The sequence below is a fragment of the Paenibacillus sp. FSL R5-0928 genome (assembly GCF_037970385.1).
GTDB lineage: Bacteria > Bacillota > Bacilli > Paenibacillales > Paenibacillaceae > Paenibacillus_AQ > Paenibacillus_AQ odorifer.
This window is the reverse complement of record NZ_CP150225.1, coordinates 5,252,750-5,275,125: the sequence shown is the minus strand read 5'-3', so window position 1 is coordinate 5,275,125 and position 22,376 is coordinate 5,252,750. Positions and strand designations below refer to the sequence as shown.

Here is a 22,376-nt window from a genome sequence, read left to right as displayed (position 1 = left end):
GCCCTCTGCTTCTTGCGGATAGCGCGTATTTTTTTTATAACCTATATTTGTATTCGGCTTAGCGGATTAAGGCGGTATTGTGTGGGATTTATGCCGTAACAGGCACTGAAATGTCTGGAAAAGGGATGGATCGAAGGATAGCCTAATTTCTCAGCAATGGCAGTAACACTTAGCTCGCTCTCCAGAAGCAGACCTGCCGCCCGTCGCATAACGAGATTATGATGATAAGCGCGCGGCGTCATCCCGGTTTCTCGCAGAAACAGCTCATGAAAATAGGTTCGCTTGAGTCCGCAGAGATGTGCCCAGTCTTCGATAGATTTACCACGTTCGGGATGAGTGTTCAAATACTCCAACAGGCGGACAATCCGATAATCGCTTGGCTGATGCTGATGGAGGGCATTATACCAGCTTAATATCCAACCGTATAACAAGCTATGGACCGCTTCATTCCGGTAGAATATCGCTTCATTGTATATTTTGGCAATCATCACAAGACTATCGTATAGCTGTGGATATTTAGCTAGCGGGAAGACGCAAGGCAATTCGTTCAGCTCGGCGCAGGGGACTTCGGTGGCCTTTTTCTCAAGCCTTAAGGGTTCAGGCGCATGGATAAAAGAAAGATTAGTAGACATAGGCGACTGCTTGTCCCACAAATCAAAATAGACATTGTAGGACGAGAGTGGATGAGAAGGGGAAATATGAAAGGCATGTGGCTGGCCGGGACGGAGAAACACCAGTGTTCTACGCTCAATCGGATAACGAATTCCGTCGATTTCCATCTCACCGGGGCCATCGGTAAATAGATGAAAAGCGTAGGCATTGCCGACGCGCAGATGCTCATTGCTACTGCCGTCGTACAGATAAGGCATGATTGCTCCAACATACGGTGTGATTTCAGATAGTTTGTTCATACTATACCCCTTTTCTAGCAGCATTTCTTAATTCTGGCCTGTAGTTAAATGTTTGGGATAACGGATAAATTGTCAAATGAATGAACGAGTCAACAAAGACTATTAATACCGACAATGTTACGATAAATGCGATAAATAGACAATGCTAATAAAGAAATAAGCGAATTAATTAACAACACTTTGAGGTCTATTACAGACAGGAGACGATCTAATGAGCGGTTTTAAATTGTGGTATTCAACCCCTGCAACAAGCTGGTCGCAAGGTTTGCCATTGGGCAACGGAAGAATAGGTGCTGTTATAATGGCGGCGCCGCATCGTGAGGTTTGGAGCATGAGCGAGGTGACCTATTGGTCTGGGCAAAAGGATCCCGACCCTGCTCCTGCCGGAGGTAGAACTGCGCTTGAAGAGGCGCGAAGTCACTTTTTTGCCGGCGATTATGACAGCGGTGATCGTTTAGCCAAACAGTATTTACAGCCTAAAAAACAAAATTTCGGTACGAACCTGGGATTATGCGAGGTTGTTATTGATTTTGCCCAGGATGCGGATGTTAAATCAGGCGGTGTGTTTCGGCGGGAGCTGGAATTGACAAGTGCAGTGGCTGGGGCGGTCTATGAGAGCGGCGAAACAACCATCCATCGAGAGGTCTTCGCTTCACATGCCGATGATCTGTTAGTTTCAAGAATTTGGAGCGATAAGCCTGGAGGTGTATCCTTTACGCTTGCCATCGAAGGTGGGACAGAATCGTTTACGACTGAGGTTGTGGATGGCGACACCATTGAATTCAAGGGGCAAGCTACAGAAAAGGTGCATAGTAATGGTAAATGCGGGGTATGGGCAAAAGGGCAGCTCAAAGTAAGTCTATCCGGCGGTACGATCTACAGGGGGGATGGCCGATTAAGAGTTTCCGGAGCTAATGAGGCCCGGATTTATTTTGGGGTCAGTACCGTTTATCGCCGGAGCAACCAGGATTGGGAGACGGAGAGCTACAGCAACCTACGGCAGGCTTTAACCAAAGGTTATGCACAGTTAAAAGAAGATCATATTCAAGATTACCGTCAGGAATATGAAAAGGTGGATATTCAATTGGGAAGCTCCAGGAAAGAAAGTCTGCCTACCGATCAGCGGATTAGGTTGCTGGCACAGGATCAGGTGGAGGACCCTCATTTGTTCGCATTGTTCCTCCAGTATGGCCGCTACCTGACCATTGCCGGATCACGGGAAGATTCACCTCTTCCACTGCACTTGCAGGGAATCTGGAATGACGGTGAGGCTTGTCGTATGGGCTGGAGCTGCGACTATCATCTCGATATTAATACACAGATGAATTATTATCCGACAGAAGTCGTGAACCTTGGGGACAGCCACCTTCCATTGATGCGATATATTGAAGATTTATCTCAGGCGGGAAGATCAACTGCACGCGATTTATATGGCAGCAAAGGATGGGTGGCGCATGTATTCTCTAACGTCTGGGGTTTTACAGCTCCGGGCTGGGAAACCTCATGGGGGCTAAATGTCACAGGCGGATTATGGATTGCAACCCATTTGATGGAGCATTATGAATATAGTCAGGATCGTGTATTTCTAGAGCGCCAGGCATATCCTGTTCTAAAAGAAGCCGCAGAATTCTTCCTCGACTATATGACGATTCATCCGAAATATGGCTGGCTGGTGACGGGGCCTTCGAACTCGCCAGAGAACAGCTTCTATCCCGCAGATAGCAGCGAGGGTGCACAGCAGCTGTCTATGGGCTCGACCATGGATCAAGTGCTCGTGCAGGATCTTTTCGAGTTCTGCCTGAAGTCTGCGGTGTTACTTGATACAGATGTTGAGCTTCAGCTGAAGCTAGAGGAAGCTATCGCTAAGTTACCCCCGCTACAGATTGGCAAAAGAGGTCAGCTGCAGGAGTGGCTTGAAGATTATGAGGAAGCACAACCTGAGCATCGACACTTGGCTCATTTGTTCGCTTTGTATCCAAGCAACCAGATTACACCGGACAGAACACCGGAGTTAAGTGCGGCAGCAAGGGTAACGCTGGAGAACCGGATGGCTCAGGAAGAACTGGAGGATGTAGAATTCACCGCCGCCTTATTCGGCCTTAGTTTTGCCAGACTATATGACGGGGAGAAGGCGTATAAGCATATCTCTCATTTGATTAGCGGATTGTGCTTCGATAATCTGTTCAGTTTCTCCAAATCAGGGATTGGTGGGGCAGAGTGCAATATCTTTGTCGTGGATGGCAACTTTGGCGGGACGGCTACCATTGCAGAGATGCTGCTGCAAAGCCACGCGGATGAAATTCATCTGTTGCCAGCGCTCCCGCAAGCCTGGAATACAGGATCGGTGTCTGGATTACGAGCCAAAGGAAAGGTAGAGGTAGACATAGTTTGGGAGAAGGGGCAGTTGACGGAAGCTACGCTTCGCACCTACTCACCGGGAACGGTGACCCTTCGATGGGGAGATCAGAGAAATACCTTCCAAGCAGAAACAGGAGGAAGCTACTATTTCAACAGCCAATTGGAGCTGTTATAATAATTCGGCGGGGGCGATGAGCCTCCGTTTTCATTATGCGTCCGAATAATGATGAGTACGTATCAAAGGGCTATCTGGTCTGCTTAGGACCCGATAGCCTTTTTACAAGCACGTTGGGATTAGATCTTACAAAGTAACGATTCATGCCTGAAAATGACTTACATTAATTTGGTCGATGATCGCCTAAGGGGAAAAGAATATAATAGGAGCAAATACAGACAACAAGAAGGAGGAAACCTCAGGTGTATAGTATTTTTCTGGTAGATGATGAAGAAATGGGTCTTGAGATGATGAGAGATTATATCCGCTGGGAAGAGATGGGCATCTATGTCGTTGGAACAGCGAGCAATGGTAGAGAAGCTTTGGAGAAAATAGAGGCTTTTCAACCGGATATTATTCTTACAGATGTTCAGATGCCGATAATGAATGGAATTGAGTTGGCTAAAAAAATACATGAATGTTATGACCATATGCAAATTATGTTCCTCACCGGACATGATGAATTCCACTATGTTAAATCGGCCCTTAATGTAGGAGCTGTTGGATATTTACTGAAGCCGCTAGATTTGACTGAAATTGAAAGCGTTATCGAAAAGGTTAAAGCACGCTGCGAAGAGGTTCAGATGAAACAACGTTCTATGGAGGCTGCTAAAACTAAAATTCTTAAGGAGCTTTCTTTTGAAAAAAATGCGGAGCAAGCCGCAGAGCTGGCAAATAACTTCAACAGGCTGACACGTCTCCCAGAGAGTAATCGTTATACCATGGCACTGTTCAGCATCGATCCCAAAGAGGCGGAGGGTGAGCAGCAGAGTCTGGAAGAGTGTATGAGTAGGCTGATCTCTTATCTGGATCACTTTTTTAAGGCGAAAAATATAGAGGTTGTTTTTGTTCCTTACAAGGATGGCGAGACAGGTGTGTTTATGGAAGCGACTCAACAGCCTGGCTATTATACTTGGGAGGATTTAGCAGTGGCTATTCGTAGTGCACTGGATTTTACGGTGACGGCAGCAGTCGGGGCGCAGGCAGCAGAATTAGCGCTGGTCCATAATCTGTATAAGCAGACGCGTGTGATTTTAAATGAACGTTTTTATAAAGGCACGGGCTTAATTATTCATGCCGCGGCTATTTCGAATCAGTTCGACAGTGAACATATGCCACCTTTTGAGAGAAAAGAGTGGTTTGAAGCTATCAATCAGCTGGACTTCGAGCAGGCCGCACAAAAGCTGCATCAATATTTCGTGGGATTGGCCACGCTGAGAATCAAGAAAAAAATCATCTGTAATTGGGCGATTGATCTTGTTGATGAACTGCTAGAGCAGCTGCATCAGTCGGTTCCCGAGGGCTTTAAGCGGGCGGAGCTCTATCATTCCATCTATAATGCGCTGACTTTACATGAGATCGAGGATTTAATCCTGGGCACTGCGGGTGATGCCGTGAGCATGCTAGGTGAGCGACTTATGGATAAAAATACAAAGCTGGTCCACAAGGTTCGCACCGTGATTGAACAAAATTACGATCAGCCGATTACGATTAATAGTCTGTCTGATCAGGTTTATCTGTCACCGAACTACTTAAGATCTATTTTTAAGGATAAAACAGGCATCACGATCCACGATTATTTAACCCGTATTCGGCTTGATAAGGCTAAGGAGCTGCTCGCAGACGGGTCACTGAAGATTCAAGATATTGCCCAGAGAGTGGGTTACGAAAGCACGTCTTATTTTATTTCTCTATTTCTGAAGAACCTTGGGGTCACACCTAACGAGTATAGGAAAAATATTTAACCTTCCGCACTTCTGCTTACTGAATAGAAAGAAAAGTCGCTTTCCTTTATGAATTGTAAACTTACGATATGGAAAGATGCCCCTTTGCTTTTTACAATAAGCATGTATTACAACTCAGCACATGTGAGGGGCTTGATTCATTATTGCGATTAAAGGAAGCTTTTTTACAAATCTAATTGCGATAGCGCTTTCAAGAAATCCGGACGGCAATAGTTGGATACAGCATTCTTGAGAGAGTAATCGGTACGGGCCGTACATTCCTTACATGACGTTACTTACAACAAGGAGAGGAGTTCTGAAGACGTTATTTGGAAAGAGGAACAACTGATGAATTGCAACCGGAAGGCTTTTCTTATATCAGAAAGTTAAATGGAGGGATTAAATGTTTGGACGTGTAATGAAAAGAGGGTTCTTGTTCTTTCTTATGATCAGCTTAGTGTTAGGCAGCGGTGGTCAGTTTGCCGGCAAGGTTTACGCCGAGGATACAAATAGCTATGAAGCTGAAGCGGATGGGAATATTCTGACGGGTAATGCGTCAATTTCTGACCACCCAGCGGCTTCCGGAGGGAAAAAAGTTGGCGGCATGTATCAAGGCAGCTCCTTGTTGTTCAATAATGTGACCGTAAACGAGCCAGGGAATTATAAAATTACAGTGTATTATATTTCTGGCGATTCGCGCCCGTTTAATATCAGTGCCAATGGCGGTGACAAGCAATTTGAAGAACCGTCCAAGACTGTGGACTGGGATACGGTAGGCACTTATGATGTGACGCTTCCGCTGAACGCGGGTGCTAATAACATCTTGATCGATGACAACAACTGGTATTCTCCAGACATCGATAAGATCGTAATCCGTGGACTAGACGACAGCGATCCAGGTGAAGGACCCGGAGGTGACTGGAAGGAGAAGCTGCATGGTGTGATCATGGAAGCCGAGGCTACTGAGAATATGCTTACAGGCAACGCCAAAGTGGCGGACAGCAGTGTGGGCTCTGGCGGTAAAATCGTAACGGATCTGAACAAAAACAGTTCCTTACAGTTTACAAATGTTGCAGTACCAGCAGCGGGAACGTATTTAATCCGCATCTCCTATATTTCCGGCGATCAACGTCCTGTCTATATGCAGGTTAACGATGGAATGGATGAAATGATCGACCTGCCAAAGACGGCAAGCTGGAGCACCGTGGGAACCTATGATGTGGAGGCCTCTTTGGTAGAGGGTTTGAATACTATCACCTTCTCAGATCATGATTGGTATTCTCCAGATTTCGACCGGATAGAAATTATTCCTTATACCCTCAGCTATGAAGCAGAATCTCCGCTCAATGTTTTGACAGGTGAGGCCCAAGTTTCCGAAAGCCCGAATGCTTCGGGTGGCCAGAAGGTAGGGTACTTGAATAGCGGCAGTTCCATAACCTTCAACAAGATTACAGCCCCTATGACTGGTGATTACCGAATCACAGTCGCCTACATTTCAGGTGACCCACGCAGCTTCTACGTTAGTGCGAATGGTGGTGCAGAACAGTATTATGAGCTGCCCAAGACACCGGACTGGGATACGGTTGGAATGTATGAACTTACACTGCCACTGAACGAAGGCGAGAATACAATCAAATTTACAGATGGCAACTGGTATGCGCCAGATCTGGACCGAATTATAGTTGAGCCAGCCATGGGTGTGGATCCTAATCCCCCAGTGGAGGAAGACGGTGATTTAGGAACACCGGGCGCTTCGAAGAACTACGGAGCTATCACAGTTACCGAATATACTTACGGACTGCTTGTATCAAATGGCCAATATGAAGTGTCCTATAATACCAAGTCTGGATATGCAAGCTATAACTGGGCTGACGGACAGAAGCTGCATGGGATCTATAGCAGTATCAAAATCGGCGATACGCTCGTTGAGACTACAAGCTATGAGAGTCATACAATTGTTGGTGCTCCGGTAGAAATTCAGGATGGTTTCGGCAAAGGCGTGGAGCTAACTTTTGTCCACACTTCCACAGGAAAACCGACGCTAAAGCAGGTCTACAAGTTTTATGACGATCAAAAGTATTTTCTGACCCGTCTGGATGTCGCCAGCGATACAGCGGTCAAGACCAACTATATGTCACCTATTACCGTAAAACGTACAGGTGGTGTGGATATCGGAGCTAGTGCGGATAATCGTGTGCTTACAGTTCCTTTTGACAACGATGCTTGGATTCGTTATAAATCTCAATCTATGAACCGTGCAGATACCAGCTATGAGGTGACTACTGTGTTTAACAACTCGACACGCAGCGGCCTTGTGCTTGGCTCTGTAACTCATGATACCTGGAAGACAGGCATCGACTGGAAAGGTTCCGCCAATCGGCTAAATGAGCTGGTCGTATATGGCGGTGCAGCTAGTGATGTCACCCGCGATACCCAGCCTCATGGCAGCTTAAGTGGAACAAACTTATCCTCACCTATGATCATGGTAGGGGCATTCAGTGATTACCGTACAGGGCTTGAGGAGTATGGTAAAGCTAATGCGATCATTACACCTGCACTTGAGCTAAACCCCGAGCTGCCACAAGGCGTACCGGTTGGTTTTAATAGCTGGGGAGCTTACGAGGGTACGCTTTCGTATCAGGATGTAGTGGATGTCTCCAATTACTATAAAGAGAATCTGCAAAATTTCAATAATAACGGCAATGTATTTATTAACATGGATTCTTATTGGGATAATCTGAATGATAAGCAGCTGGCTGACGCCGTATCGGTTATTAAAGGGAATGGCCAGCATGCGGGTATTTATTGGGCACCGTTTGTATACTGGGGCAACAATATGGACCAGATTGTAGAGGGAACTGACAATAAATATACTTACGGCGATATTGTCCTTAAGGATGCCGCGGGTCAACCGCTGCCGACTCTGGACGGGGCTTTTCCTTTGGATGTAACACATCCTGGTGCCCAATTGCGCATGAACTATTTTTTGGACAAATTTAAAGGTCTGGGCTTCACCTTCATCAAATTAGATTTTTTAACGCATGGTTCGCTTGAGGGGCAACATTTCGATCCAACTATAACGACAGGAATCCAAGCTTATAATGAAGGAATGCGTTATGTGAAAGAACGTCTGGATGGAAAAATGTTCATTAGCGCATCAATTGCGCCTATTTTCCCGAGCCAATATGCGCATAGCCGACGAATTTCCTGCGACACATACGGCAAGATCAATGAAACCGAATATATGCTGAATTCATTAACCTATGGCTTTTGGCAAAATGGCACGATCTACACCTACACCGATCCTGATCATTTGGCATTGGCCCGTGCTACCAGCTTGACTGAAGCGCGTAGCCGTATGAACTCTGGCGTTATCGCTGGAACAGTACTGCTTGGCTCTGACAATGTTAACGATCCAGAAGCACAGGAGTACATGACCGCTTTGTTCAACAACAAGGATGTTCTCGATTTAGCTTTAAAAGGAAAAGTGTTCAAGCCACTTGAAGGAAATACAAACGCTAATGCCGCCGATACTTTTGTTATGAAGGATGGCAATGATTATTATCTGGCCGTATTCAATTACAGTGCATCTGCTTCGGCAGATAAGCAAGTTGAACTTGGCCGCGCTGGACTGGATGCTGCAGAGACTTATACTACGCAAGATCTCTGGACAGGAGAAGTTTCCTCTGTCACAGGAACTATGAAATTGTCCTTGCAGCCGACAGAGTCGAAATTGGTAAAATTGACGGCTGCACCTAAGCAAGTAACCGGTATAACACTGGATAAGACAGAGCTTTCGTTGACCGCAGGTGAAACCGGCAAATTGACGGCTACGGTATCGCCGGAAGATGCGACGGATAAAGCAGTCCTCTGGACTTCGAGCGATACCTCTGTAGCTACCGTAGTCTACGGAACAGTAACCGCTGTAGAAGCTGGAAAGACCACGATTACTGTGGAAACGGTAGACGGTGGATTCAAAGCATCGGCAAAAATCACGGTCAAAGAGGCCTCTACAGGAGAACCGAGCAATCCAGGAAATCCGGGAGAGCCAGGAAATCCAGGAGAGCCTAGTAATCCAGGAGAACCGAGCAGTCCGGGAGAACCGAGTAATCCAGGAGAGCCTAGTAATCCTGGGAATCCAGGAAATTCGGGAGAACCGAGCAATCCTGGGAATCCAGGAAACAATGGCGGTACCTCTGGTAGTACCTCTGGCAGTACTTCGGGTCAAGAGAATGTTGCGGGCACTTTGATTCTCATGCCAGATATGCTGGAATTGGACAGTTCTACTGGCCAGGTAGTGGTTGAGATTAAAGGGGACATCCAACAATTTCAGTTATCCTCTGCTGTAGTCCGACAGTTGGCGAACCACACCCTAGTTTTGAATGCGGGTAAGCTCTCCTTGCAGGTACCAGCGGAGCTAATTCACCAGCTACAAAACAAGCTGCCAGAGGGACAGCGGGAAGATAGCACGATTGCCCTGAAGATGGTGAACCTCAGCAGCAAGGCCGATGAGTTAGTTGCTACAGTGGCTAGTTCTACTAATGCGGCTGTTGTACTCAAGGGAGACATCTATGAATTTAGTCTTTCTATTACCACCAAGTCAGGCATTACAGACACACTCGCTACATTTGATAAGCCAATAACACTCATCATGCCAGTGGCAGAAGGCTTCAATGCTAAACGAGGCGGTGTTTATTATATCGCGGACAATGGCAGGCTGGAATATATCCAAGCTGATTATGCTAACGGTGTATTAAAAGCTGAGGTCAGCCACTTCAGCAAATATGCTGTGCTGGAGTTGAACCGCATCTTTGTCGATGTGCCGGCCAATCACTGGGCTAACCCAGTAATCCAAGAGCTGGCGTCCAAGCTATATGTGCAGGGCACAAGCAAAGAAAAGTTTGAACCAAGCCGGGCAGTTACACGTGCCGAGTTCACCTCGATGCTTGTTCATGCCCTTGGACTGACCGCGACAGGAAAAGAAAGCTTTGCTGATGTTGCTCCATCCGCCTGGTATGCGGAGCCTATCTCAATCGCTTACAAGGCGGGAATCGTGAGTGGCAGAAGTGCGTCCAAGTTTGAGCCGGGCGCACAGATCACCCGGGAAGAAATCACGTTGATGCTAATGAAGGCTTACGAGCTGAACAACGGCGTAACAACCAATGGCGTAATAACTAACGGCGTAACAACCAACGGTGCAACAACTAACGGCGCAACAACAAACGGCGCAACTGCCGCAGCGTTCACCGACATGAATCAGGTGTCTGCTTGGGCCACTGCTTCTGTTAATGAAGCGGCCAATCTAGGACTGATTCAAGGTCAAAGTCATGAACGGTTTGCACCAAAAGGAATCACTTCGCGCGCAGAAGCGGCTCAAGTGATCTATAATTTGATTTTGAAGTAAGCTGAAATCACTACAAAAAAGCGACTCTCCATTAACCGGAGAGTCGCTTTTTTTGATAGATCACTTGATGAAATTAGCTACTTTATCGAACTTTACTAATAGGTACTACATTATTACTAGGTACATTACTGTTCGGCAGTTATTAGTACCGCACTTTACTATCTATCGGACCTTACTCCAGCGAAGTAGAATCCCGTGCAAAAGTCGAGCACACCCCAGCAAAGTAGAATCCCGCGCAAAGTAGAACACACCCCAGCAAAGTAGAATCCCGTGCAAAAGTCGAACACACCTCAGAAAAGTAGAATCCTGCGCAAAAGTCGAACACACCCCAGCAATGTAGAATCCCGCGCAAAAGTAGAACACATCGGACCGTATCGCAGCTATTTCGGAAATTTGAGTCATTTTACAAAGATTTCGGACTGTATAGCTCTTATTGTTATTAAATTGTCCAGAATTACTACGTAAATGAGTCAATAGCTGCATCTGAGTCCGATAGTCGAGCAAAATGCCCTGAATCATCGAAATAAGGTCTCCTCGGTCCGATGCGTATGAGGAAGGAATATAAGTCGAACACACCTCAGCAAAGTAGAATCCCGCGAAAGTCGAACACACATCGGCAAAGTAGATCATAGTTAGAACACATCGGACCGTATTGCAGCTAATTCGGATATTTGAGCTATTCTACAAAGGAATCGGACTGTATGGACCTCTGTCAAGAAAGTGGACAGTCACGCAACAGACATTCTAGTCAATTGCTCAGCAAAACGAACTGGAGAAAGATACCCCAGCGCGCCATGCATTCGCTTGCGGTTATAGTAAAACTCAATATATTGAAAAAGTGTCTGGTAGGCTTGCTCCTTAGTTTTGAATCGTGGATTACAATAAATGAGCTCCTTTTTCAAAATGCTGTGCCACGACTCGATACAGGCGTTATCATAACAGTTACCTCTGCGGCTCATGCTGGACTCCATGCCATACGCTTTCAACTGCTTCGTGTATTCATGAGAAGTATATTGAGAACCTCTATCGGAGTGATGTAATAGACCCTTTTCCGGTTGTTTAGCTTCGTAAGCATCTTGTAAGGCGCCCGAAATTAAGCTAGTTTCCATATGGTTCTCCAAGCGCCACCCCACGATTTCGCGCGTGCAAAGGTCCATTACACTAGCCAGGTACAAGCGCCCTCCCCGGCAAGGAATGTACGTAATGTCGGTAACCCATACTGAATTGGGTTTGAGTATTTTAAATTGCTGGTTCAGCGTATTCGGGGCAATCGGATGGTCATGATTGGAGTCAGTGGTCTGTACGCGATACGTTTTGGAGACAATGGAGCGAAGCTTCATATGTCGCATGTACACACTCACCGTGCGTTCGGTAACGGTATAACCTTCTTGATGTAACAGGCGGGTGATCTTCGGACTCCCATACCGCTTTTGATGGTCTGCAAAATGATACTGAATTCGCTTCATTATCGCAGCCTTACGAAGCATATGCGTACTGTTTTTTTCTGTCCGCCACTTGTAGTACCCGCTCCGTGACACATGTAGGGTCATGCACATCTTCTCCAAGAGAAACTCGGAGCGATGTTTTTCAATAAACTGGAATCTCAGTTCCTTGGTTTGCTGAAGATGTGCACTGCTTTTTTTACGATCGCTAATTCCTCTTCCACATCAGCAATCTTGTTATCTTTTTCTTGAAGTTGACGGCTCATTTCTTTCAACTGTGCCTCGAGTTCCCGTACTCGATCCACGCTAGCTGCCGGTTCATTCTTTAGTTCTCGATACTGGCTCATCCATTGATGCAGGGTACTTTTTGGGATGTTGAGCTCTTCCGCCAAGTCGCCCACTGTCTTTGTTTGCTCTTGAATGAACTGCACTGTCTGTTTTTTAAATTCTTCGTTATACCGTTGTCGATGTTCTCCCATGTGAACACACCTCCGTGGACTCATTATCGCCAGTCTGTTAACTACTGTCCACTTTTTATTCTAGCTTCAGTATAGCTCTTATTGCTATAAAATTGTCCGGAATTACTGTGTAAATGAGTCAATAGCTGCATCTGAGTCCGATAGTCGAGCAAAATGCCCCGAATCATCGAAATAAGGTCTCCTCGGTCCGATGCGTATGAGGAAGGAATATAAGTTGAACACACCTCAGAAAAGTAGAATCCCGCGGAAAAGTAGAACATACCCAGCAAAGTAGAATCCCGCGCAAAAGTAGAACATACCTCAGTAAAGTAGAATCTCTCGCGCAAAGTAGAACACATCGGACCGTATTGCAGCTATTTCGGATATTTGAGTCTTTTTACAAAGATTTCGGACTGTATAGCTCTTATTGCTATAAAATTGTCCAGAATTAGTGTACAAACGAGTCAATAGCTGCATCTGAGTCCGATAGTCGAGCAAAATGCCCCGAATCATCGAAATAAGGTCTCCTCGGTCCGATACGAATGAGGAGGGAGCAAATAGTGTCGAACGATCCAAACGATCCCTTCGATCTAAACGATCCCTTCGATCCAAACGATCCCATCGATCCCATCAAATCCAAGGAGAAGCAAGCCAAAGGATTCTCACAATGGAGAATCCCCTCGTCACCGCTCCTACACCTCTTTTTGTGGTAAACGAATCTGCACGGTGGTGCCTATTCCTAGTCTGCTAAACACTTTAACGCCGTAGTGCTCACCATATTTTAGTTTGATGCGGCGATCAACGTTAGTGATTCCGTACCCTCGTCCAGGCTTATCCTCAAGCAAAGAGCTGAGGGTCTCGCGGCTCATCCCCATGCCATCATCGATTACCGACAAGATAATATCGTTTGCTTCCATGACACCTTTGATATGAATGTTCAGCGGACTTTCTTGGCTCCACACGGCATGCAGCACTGCATTCTCCACAAAAGGCTGTAAGGCAAGCTTGACAGTAGAGTAGGGCAGGATCGCTTCATCTACTGTGTAGGTAATGTTCAGTTGGCCTTTAAAGCGGATTAGCTGAATGGCGTTGTAGCTCTGGGTCAGCTTTAATTCCTCGTGGATGGTCAATATACTTTTCCCTTTATTTAAGGAGATTCGATAAAACTTGGCTAGATGAAGCACCAAATCTTGTATACGCGTATCTTGATGTTTTAGGGCAAGCGACGAGATGGAGCCCAGTGTGTTGTACAGAAAATGAGGGTTGATTTGCGCTTGCAGCAGGTCAAGCTCGGCCTCCTTACTCTGCAGCTCCTTCTGATACACCTCGGTAATGAGACTTTTGAGCCGGGTGGTCATTTGCTTGAAGGCAAAATGCAGCTGGCCAATCTCATCATTTCCCAAGTGTTCTTCTGTACTATGATTGAAATCGCCCCGTTCCAGGCGGCGGATCATCCGGATTAAAGTACGGATACGCTTGCTGAACAGCGACGCCGTAATGTAAATCAGCAGGAGGGCCACGCCAATAAAGCCCAGTGAGATTTTGATAATCAGATCTGAGAGTGATTTAGCGTCCTGAATGATGCTGTCATAAGGGAAGATAGATACGGTTTTCCATCCATTTTTAAGCGTGTTATAGACGGCGAAAGCCTTTACCCCTTTGTAAGTTGTGTCAAATCGGCCCGAAGGCGATTCATCAAATTTCTGATCAAGCAATTCCGGCAGGCTCGTATTTAATAAGTGCTTGTCTGCTGCTGAGAGAATAAGCCCTTTATCATTAATAATAAAAATATCTTTCCCGCCCGCTTCTTCCTCCATTAAAGAATAGATGACCGATTCGGAGATTCTGAAGACCAGAATACCGTAGGGATATTGATTGCGGTTATTGTTCAAAAATCTTGCTAAGGTAAACATGGCCGGACTATCTTCGGTCTGCGGTGAGGATAGATGAATGATATTCCCATGTGACTGCTGAAGCTGCTTGAACAGCTCGGTCTCTTTAACCTCAGCTGTTACCGGCTTGATATAGTAATCATCTTTGGGAAGTGATTCATTGTCCGAATAAATGAAAACGCTATCAAAATCAGGATAGGCAGTCATTATCGTGTCCATGCGGTTGCCTATGTATTGATAGACATCCAGATAAGAAGGATCATCCTGGTATTCACTCGTGAGGTAGCTGGCAAGTCTGTTATCCAGGTAGATGGAAGCTGAAATATGTTCATAGCTGTCCAGCTTGTTTTCCAAATTTTTATTAATCTGAGCTGTTGAATTCATCATATTGCTGTAAATCTGATCCGTTAATTTTGATTTTGTTAATTCGTAGGAAAGGTAGGCGAAAAGCATCATCGGAACAATGGTCACTAGCACAAATACGCTGAACAGCTTGGAGCGAAAGCTCAAATCGATAAAAGGCATATAAATATATTTCCTATATATATGGCGCATAGAAGAAGTCCCTTCTTTACTGTAAATTCGCTGTTTGCCATGTTCATCATAGCAGACTGAATATCGAAATCCAATGCTCGAATCTGCCGAAACTCCTTTAAAAAGCGCTATCATTCGGAGGATTGAAGTATAGAAAGCCACCTGTTGCGGACTTAAGATGAATAGGAGAGAAGTTGAATCGAGATGTGGCTCGACATGCTGCACTAAATAAAAAGGGAGGGTATTTGATGCATAAAGCAAGCGCTATCAAAACAGTCAGAGGCAATAATCTGTGGTACAGATTAAAAGAGCAGAAATGGTTATTTTTGCTGATGCTGCCTGCCTTAATTGCGACATTGCTATTTTCTTATGGTCCTATGTTTGGGATGTATATGGCGTTTACGAATTATCAGCCGGGCGGAGGAACATTTTTTCAACAATTTTTCCATGCAGAGTTTGTAGGATTCAAGTGGTTTGAGTATTTCTTTACTACCGGAGACTTCTACCGTGTAATGCGCAATACGCTCGCTACAAGCTTGCTGACCTTGTTATTCGGGTTTCCAGCACCGATCATCCTCGCACTTGTACTGAATGAAGCTAGACAGGGATTTTTCAAAAGATTTGTACAGACGGTTTCTTATCTGCCGCATTTTATCTCATGGGTTATCGCTGCAAACATCGTGATTACACTGCTGGCTTCCGATGGGATGTTTAACAATTTACTGGTGACGTTGGGCATTGTTCAGGAACCGGTTGCTTTTCTACAAAATGGACCGCTATTCTGGTGGATTATCGCTTTGTCCAATATGTGGAAGGAAATGGGCTTCAGCGCCATTATGTATCTTGCTGCAATTTCCGCTATTAATCCAGAGCTCTACGAAGCAGCTAGAGTGGATGGAGCCAGTCGCTTCCGGCAAATGTGGCATATTACGTTGCCAGCCTTGCGTCCAACCATTGTTATTTTAGGGATTCTTGCCGTCGGAGGCATTTTGAATGCGGGCTTTGAACAACAATACCTGCTGCAAAATAATACCGTGCTTGAGTATTCAGAGGTTATCGATATTTATGCATATAAATACGGGCTACAAAACAGCATGTTCTCCTACGGGGCGGCCGTTGGGGTATTTAAATCCGTGATTGCCTTCATACTTGTTGTAATTGTGAATCGAATTTCTAGAAAAGTGAACGACCAAGCGTTGTTCTAAACCCGAAAAAGAGAGGAGCGCTTGTGATGATTTCGAATAGATACGGGGATCATATTTTTAAATTTATAGTTTATCTCATTCTTATACTTGTGTTGCTAGTTACCTTTCTCCCTTTTTGGAATATTCTCGTTCTTTCATTAAATGCTGCTGAGGATACCGTACGTGGTGGCGTCTATTTGTGGCCCAGAGTCCTCACCTTTGATAGCTACGGTCAAATCTTAAAAGATAGCGAGATTTTGAATGGCTTATGGGTTACTGTCAAACGTACCGTAATTGGCGCGCCGCTATCTGTCCTTGTCATTACGATGCTTGCTTATCCGCTAAGCCGCCGGAATTTGATGGGACGTAAAGGATGGAATCTATATTTTGTCTTCACAATGTATTTTGGAGGCGGACTGATTCCTTATTACATGGTGCTTAAAGCGCTGAATATGATTGACACGTTTTCCGTATTTATTTTGCCAGGGCTGATGAATGTCTTCTATATGATTATTGTCCGTACCTTTATGGAGGGGCTGCCTGGTGAGATCGAGGAGTCGGCGAAGGTAGACGGGGCGAATGACCTGACGATTTTCTTCCGGATTGTTCTACCGTTGACCACACCCGTGCTTGCGACTGTAGGACTTTTTCAGGCAATTTCACATTGGAATTCGTGGTTTGACTCCTATGCGTTTACCTATAGCTCTGACTTAAAGACCTTGCAAGCCGTACTCGTGAAAATATTAAGCCAATTCCAGACCGGAGGCATGGTATCGCAATCGCAAATGCTAGCTAACTCGGCTAAGCGGAATGCGGTTTCAAGTGATACTATCCGGATGGCAGCGACGATGGTGGCAACATTGCCTATCGTACTGGTATACCCATTCCTGCAAAAGTACTTTGTTAAGGGTATGACTTTGGGAGCGGTTAAGAGTTAATATGATTAAATAAATAGCGGCCCTGAAGGGGGGTGAACGGGCAGACTTGCTTGGTTGCTTGATAGACTTATGAAGTAACTTACTTAATGGGAGGAATTAGGGTGTCTATGATAAAGAAAAATAAATGGTTGAACGTGAGTATTACTGCCGCATTAGCCGTTGGTGTATTAGCGGGTTGTGCTTCAAATGATGGAAAAAACAATACAAACCAAACGGCCGGAGACGATAAAAAACAAGAGCCGATTACATTGACCTGGTTTGATTCAAATACCAAGGGAGAACCTTTCACTGATGCTATTGCGCAGGAAATCACCAAAAAAACAGGCATTTCGATCTCAATCCAGCAGCCAACGGGTAATCCTACGGAAAAGCTGAGCTTGATGCTTGCCAGTGGTGACTATCCAGATGTGGTTGTAATGAGCCGGGGCGATGCTTCCCTCGATAAATACATTACAAGTGGCGCATTTATAGCGCTCGATGAGTTAATTGAGAAAAGTGGACCAGACATTAAAGAAATGTACGGCGACACATTGATCAAAACACGTTATAAGGATGGGAAAAACTATTATCTAGCTAACTGGTATGGCCTGGATAGTGATCCTGTTTTCGGTATGCTGATGAGAAAAAATCTGGTTGCGGACCTAGCTCCAGATAAGGCAGATGGCTCCACCCCACTCACAACGGATGAGTTTGAAGCACTTTTAAAGAATTTTAAAGAGAAAAACAAGACAATTGATGGAAAAGAAACTGTTCCAATGACGATGAACGGTGAGAATATGGGCGCCAACCTCGGTACATTTAAAGGGATGTGGGGTCTGAGAACCTACTATGATAATAATGGAACATTACAATATGATGTTAAGGATCCAAAGTATCGCGAGATGCTGCTTTATGTGAACAGTCTGTATAGAGAAGGTCTAATCGAAAAAGAGTTTGCCATCAGCAAAACACAAACCTGGATTCAAAAGCTGGCTACCGGCGCAGTGTTCTCCACACCAGGCGCATACTGGGACCCAGGTAATGCAAATGGTACTCTGAAGAAGGATGGCGGAGATGATAATCAGTTCTTCCCCTACAAGGTTGTAGCTCCAGGCACTGAGACCTCCCAAACAACATTCGGACCAAGAAGCTCACTTGGATGGGATGCTATTGCCATTACGAAAAATAACAAACACCCTGAAGAAACTATCAAGCTGTTCAACTACCTAGCGAGTGACGAAGGACAACATTTGCTGCTATGGGGTAAGGAAGGCGAGCAGTACACCATGGTGGATGGAAAGAGACAACCAGACCCTGCATTCCTGCAAAGCTTCAAGGATAACTGGGACGATGCTGTGAAGAAGAGCGGTGTTCGTAAATGGTTGTGGTTTGTTAAAAATGGTCTGGATGCCAATGAACAGCCATACGATATGGCCGTTAAATACCAACGTAGTGAAATTGACGAAATGGCCATTAAGAGCCTTGGAGATTCCGTATGGGATACAGCAGAATTTGATAACTTAGGCCCTGACGGCGGAACGCCTGAAGCGCTGACAGCGCAAAAAGTAAAAGATATTATGGACCAAAGCATTACGAGAGTAATCATCGCTCCTTCTGAAGCCGAAGCCAATTCTACATTCGACAAGATGCTTGCGGATATGAAAAAAGCTGGGGATGAAAAAGTAGAAGAAATCTTCAATCAGAAGTATAGCGAACGTATGGAATTGTGGAACTCAAAATAATATATTTATCTATGTAAAAGCTTCCTCTCTGCATTTCAGCAGAGGGAAGCTTTTTGTTGTATAAAAAAGCTAAACCAGCCGATTAACATGTGCATTCCTGCGGAAATCAAGCGGGGCTTGATGATAGAATTTTTTGAATTGATGATAGAAATGACTGACATTCTCGAAGCCGGATTCCAAAGCGATATCGACCACACGCAGCTCGGTAGTGAGCAGTAGGTTGCGGGCTACATTGAGCTTTAGCTGGTTGATATATTCCGTAGGCGTCTGGTTCAAGTATTGCCGGAAGGCGCGGTTCACATGGCCGGCGCTTCTCCCTGACAGCTCGTATAAGGCATGAAGTCCACGGTGCAAATTATCCTTTAAATGCATTTTGGTTATGGCATGCTCTAGCCAGAGTGGGAATTCTGGTTGAGCGACTGTCTCTGCGGAGAAAAAATGCTGGGTGAGTGTATCGACGAGCAGGCCTTTTAGAAAAATCCGGGACTTAACCTTGTCTAGGGTTGATAGGATGCGAATGCGTTCCATAGAACGGACGAAACTAGCCATTTCCAGCTGAGATAACATGGCGATTCGGGGGAGAGGCGTGTTCAGCAATCCGTGCAAAAACTCCTCTTCATTCAGATAAGTTAAAGCATCTTCAATGAGGCTTTTGCGGCAGGGAATGTTCAGGAAACGGCAATCGCTATCACCATCTGCTTCATATCTGTGGGTATCACTGGGCCGAATAAAGACAAGGCAGCCAGTCTGAAGCAGCTGCGCTGTCCCGTTAACAATATGCTGACATCTGCCTTCTGTGAGAATGAAAAATTCATAGAAATCATGCGTATGTTCTGGAGATACCTGACTTAAGGACTCCACCCAGAAAGGGTCTGCTAGTAGTTCAGGATTCATATGGCTTGCCTCGGTGTATTTGAACATGTTCGTCCTCCAGTGTATTAATGATGTTAAAATAGCACATGATTCTCGAGAACACAACACAAGAAATATAAAGATAATATTGATAGACTTGATCTATAAGAAGGCAAAATAGCACATTTTGGAGGCGGGAGAAAATGCATCTTGTAGATCTAAATGGCAAATGGAAAATGAGACGTCTGCATGAGCCGAACTGGCTGGAGGCTAGTGTGCCAGGTTCTGTCTATCACGATTTATTGAATGCCGGAGAAATGCCGGATCCGTTCTATCGTGAGCAGGAATATGAGGTTCTGGAATTATCCAATTACGATTACGAATATCAGCGTTGCTTTCAAGTGGAAGCTGAAGTGTTACAGCATGACCGCGTATTTCTGCTGTGTGAGGGGCTGGATACGTTATGCGAGCTTTTTGTGAATGGAACTAACATTCTGAACAGTGATAATATGCACCGGACGTATGAAGTGGACATTAAGTCAGTGTTGAAGCAAGGCGATAACACCATTCACGCGATTTTTCGTTCCCCAGTGGAATTTGCTCTGCGGAAGCAAGCGGAGCTGCCGCTTAGCAGTTGTGCTGATGCAGTGGAGGGAATATCCCATCTGCGCAAAGCACATTCCATGTTCGGCTGGGACTGGGGTCCGAAGCTGCCCGATCTTGGAATCTGGAGAAGTCTCTCCATTCAGGGGTATGACAGTGCCCGTGTTGACGATGTTTATATTACACAATTTCACGAGCCGGATAAGGTTACTCTGGATGTTCGGGTAAGAACAGAGAGTTGGCAGGAGGTTGAACGGGAAATCGTAGTCAGCGTTCACACTCCAGCAGGTGTGGCCGTTGAACGTCGTGTGTCCGAAACTGCGGGAGAAGATCATCATATTACACTGGAAATTATGGAGCCAGAGCTGTGGTGGCCGAATAATCTGGGTGCACAACCCCTGTATAACGTCGAGGTTGTACTGTTGCAGAAGGGACAGGAGCTGGATCGTCGAGAACTGCGGATTGGATTAAGAACGATTTCTGTGAAGCAGGAAGAAGACCAGTGGGGACAATCATTCGCTTTTGAAATCAACGGCGTACTTATCTTTTCTACAGGTGCCGATTATATTCTGGAAGATAATCTTCTGCCTCGCGTGACTAAGGAGCGCACGGATCGCTTGCTCCAAAGCTGCGTGGCTGCTAACTTTAATACCATTCGTGTATGGGGTGGCGGTTATTATCCTGACGATTATTTTTATGATCTATGCGATGAATATGGGCTTATCGTCTGGCAGGATCATCTGTATGCCTGCGGGATCTATGCACTGACAGAATCTTTTGAGGACAATATCACACATGAGACGATGGACAACATGAAGCGCTTACGCCATCACGCATCGTTAGGCTTGTGGTGCGGTAACAACGAACAGGAGATGGCTTGGGTCGATTGGGATTGGGAGAATCATTATTCGCTCCAGCTAAAGGCCGACTATATCAAGCAATATGAAGTGCTTCTGCCGGCTATCGCTAAGGAAGTTGATCCCAATACCTTCTACTGGCGTGCCTCTCCTTCCTCTAAAGGAAGCTTTGATAAACCGAATGACGAGAACTATGGAGACATGCATTACTGGGGCGTTTGGCATGGCAAGGAGCCTTTTACCGATTACCGGAAGCTCTATCCGCGTTATATGTCTGAGTTTGGCCTGCAATCCTTCCCAAGCTTGAAGACGATTGAATCCTTTACGTTGCCGGAGGATCGCAATATTTTCTCCTATGTCATGGAGTCCCACCAGAAGAACAATACCGGAAATGAGAGAATTCTCTATTATATCGGCGAGACCTACAAATATCCGAAGGATTTTGAATCTATTCTCTATGCGTCCCAGCTTATCCAAGCCGAAGGCATGCGCTGTGGCGTAGAGCATTGGCGTAGACATAGAGGGCGCTGCATGGGCGCATTGTATTGGCAGTTGAACGATTGTTGGCCGGTTGCTTCCTGGTCTAGCATCGATTATTATGGCCGGTGGAAAGCAATGCATTATACAGCTAGACGTTTTTTTGCTCCAGTTCTTGCTTCTGCACATGACGAAGGAACCGTAGTTTCCCTGCATGTCTCTAATGAGAGCAGAGAGAAGGTGAGTGGTGAATTAAGATGGAGACTGCTTACTCCGACATCAGAGGTTCTAATGGAAGGTGCGAAGTCGGTGAAGATTGAGGCTTTAAGCAGTGCCGAGTTCGATCGGCTTGATTTTGGTCATGTCTTGGATACAAAAGAGAAACGTAAAGCTTATCTGGAATATGTATTTGAGGTAGAGGGGGAGACGATAAGCGGGGGAACCGTCTTGTTCGTTAAGCCGAAACATTTCAGCTTTGTTGATCCTGAGCTTGAAGCCGTACTCACTGAGGAAGCAGAACAATTCGTTATTACTGTGAAGTCAAAAGCATATGCCTGTTTCGTCGGACTTGATTTCAAGGAAAGAGATGCGATCTTCAGTGATAACTATTTCGACCTATCAGCTGGCGTTTCAAGAACCGTTACGGTTGCTAAAAAAGATCTCGATAAACCAGCTACGGCTGAGGAACTGCGTACCCAGCTTACTGTACGTTCCGTCTTTGATATTTAAGAAAAAGGTTATTTTCCTACTATATCCTAGGCTGTCAATCTCCAAATGACAGTTTGATGATATATATTCTAGTGGTTT

The 22,376-nt window shown here is 45.4% G+C and carries 12 protein-coding genes; 7 read left to right on the top strand and 5 right to left on the bottom strand.

Translation table 11 applies throughout. The features are described from left to right. Positions 1-41: 41 nt before the first annotated feature. A complete protein-coding gene (locus MKZ16_RS23850) occupies positions 42-911 on the bottom strand; it encodes an AraC family transcriptional regulator (RefSeq protein ID WP_038572706.1) in 870 nt (289 codons plus the stop codon). Positions 912-1,122: 211 nt separating this feature from the next. Here MKZ16_RS23850 and MKZ16_RS23845 point away from each other — a divergent pair, with 211 nt between their 5' ends. The 3 genes from MKZ16_RS23845 (at position 1,123) to MKZ16_RS23835 (ending at position 10,611) form a co-directional block, all read left to right on the top strand. Then, positions 1,123-3,444, top strand: a complete 2,322-nt coding sequence (locus MKZ16_RS23845; RefSeq protein ID WP_076106460.1) for a glycoside hydrolase N-terminal domain-containing protein — start codon at positions 1,123-1,125, stop codon at positions 3,442-3,444. 242 nt (positions 3,445-3,686) lie between these two features. Further along, a complete protein-coding gene (locus MKZ16_RS23840) occupies positions 3,687-5,228 on the top strand; it encodes a response regulator (protein ID WP_038572702.1) in 1,542 nt (513 codons plus the stop codon). Between the two features lie 382 nt (positions 5,229-5,610). Further along, complete coding sequence (locus MKZ16_RS23835) at positions 5,611-10,611, top strand: S-layer homology domain-containing protein (protein ID WP_076106462.1); 5,001 nt, start codon at positions 5,611-5,613, stop codon at positions 10,609-10,611. A 728-nt stretch (positions 10,612-11,339) separates the two neighbouring features. Here MKZ16_RS23835 and MKZ16_RS23830 read toward each other — a convergent pair. The 3 genes from MKZ16_RS23830 to MKZ16_RS23820 form a co-directional block, all read right to left on the bottom strand. After that, the gene (locus MKZ16_RS23830; protein ID WP_256717136.1) at positions 11,340-12,203 is read right to left on the bottom strand and encodes an IS3 family transposase; all 864 of its coding nucleotides are present in this window, start codon (positions 12,201-12,203) and stop codon (positions 11,340-11,342) included. 11 nt (positions 12,204-12,214) lie between these two features. Further along, positions 12,215-12,532 (bottom strand): transposase, encoded by a 318-nt coding sequence (locus tag MKZ16_RS23825; RefSeq protein ID WP_036683594.1) that lies wholly within the window; start codon positions 12,530-12,532, stop codon positions 12,215-12,217. Positions 12,533-13,203: 671 nt separating this feature from the next. Beyond that, positions 13,204-14,928 carry a sensor histidine kinase gene (locus tag MKZ16_RS23820; RefSeq protein ID WP_170914321.1) on the bottom strand — a complete coding sequence of 575 codons (1,725 nt, stop codon included), beginning with the start codon at positions 14,926-14,928 and terminating at the stop codon, positions 13,204-13,206. 257 nt (positions 14,929-15,185) lie between these two features. Between MKZ16_RS23820 and MKZ16_RS23815 the strand changes: the two genes are divergently transcribed. The 3 genes from MKZ16_RS23815 to MKZ16_RS23805 all read left to right on the top strand — a co-directional run bounded on the left by MKZ16_RS23815 (position 15,186) and on the right by MKZ16_RS23805 (position 18,780). Next, a complete protein-coding gene (locus MKZ16_RS23815; protein ID WP_051491272.1) occupies positions 15,186-16,142 on the top strand; it encodes an ABC transporter permease subunit in 957 nt (318 codons plus the stop codon). 26 nt (positions 16,143-16,168) lie between these two features. Then, entirely contained in the window at positions 16,169-17,059 is an 891-nt protein-coding gene (locus MKZ16_RS23810; RefSeq protein ID WP_076106585.1) for a carbohydrate ABC transporter permease, read from the top strand. 107 nt (positions 17,060-17,166) lie between these two features. Next, entirely contained in the window at positions 17,167-18,780 is a 1,614-nt protein-coding gene (locus tag MKZ16_RS23805; protein WP_038574721.1) for an extracellular solute-binding protein, read from the top strand. 69 nt (positions 18,781-18,849) lie between these two features. Here MKZ16_RS23805 and MKZ16_RS23800 read toward each other — a convergent pair whose 3' ends face one another. Beyond that, entirely contained in the window at positions 18,850-19,701 is an 852-nt protein-coding gene (locus tag MKZ16_RS23800) for a helix-turn-helix domain-containing protein (protein ID WP_038572695.1), read from the bottom strand. A 134-nt stretch (positions 19,702-19,835) separates the two neighbouring features. Between MKZ16_RS23800 and MKZ16_RS23795 the strand changes: the two genes are divergently transcribed. Further along, positions 19,836-22,298, top strand: coding sequence for a glycoside hydrolase family 2 protein (locus MKZ16_RS23795; RefSeq protein ID WP_076106588.1), 2,463 nt, complete (start codon positions 19,836-19,838; stop codon positions 22,296-22,298). Positions 22,299-22,376 lie beyond the last annotated feature (78 nt).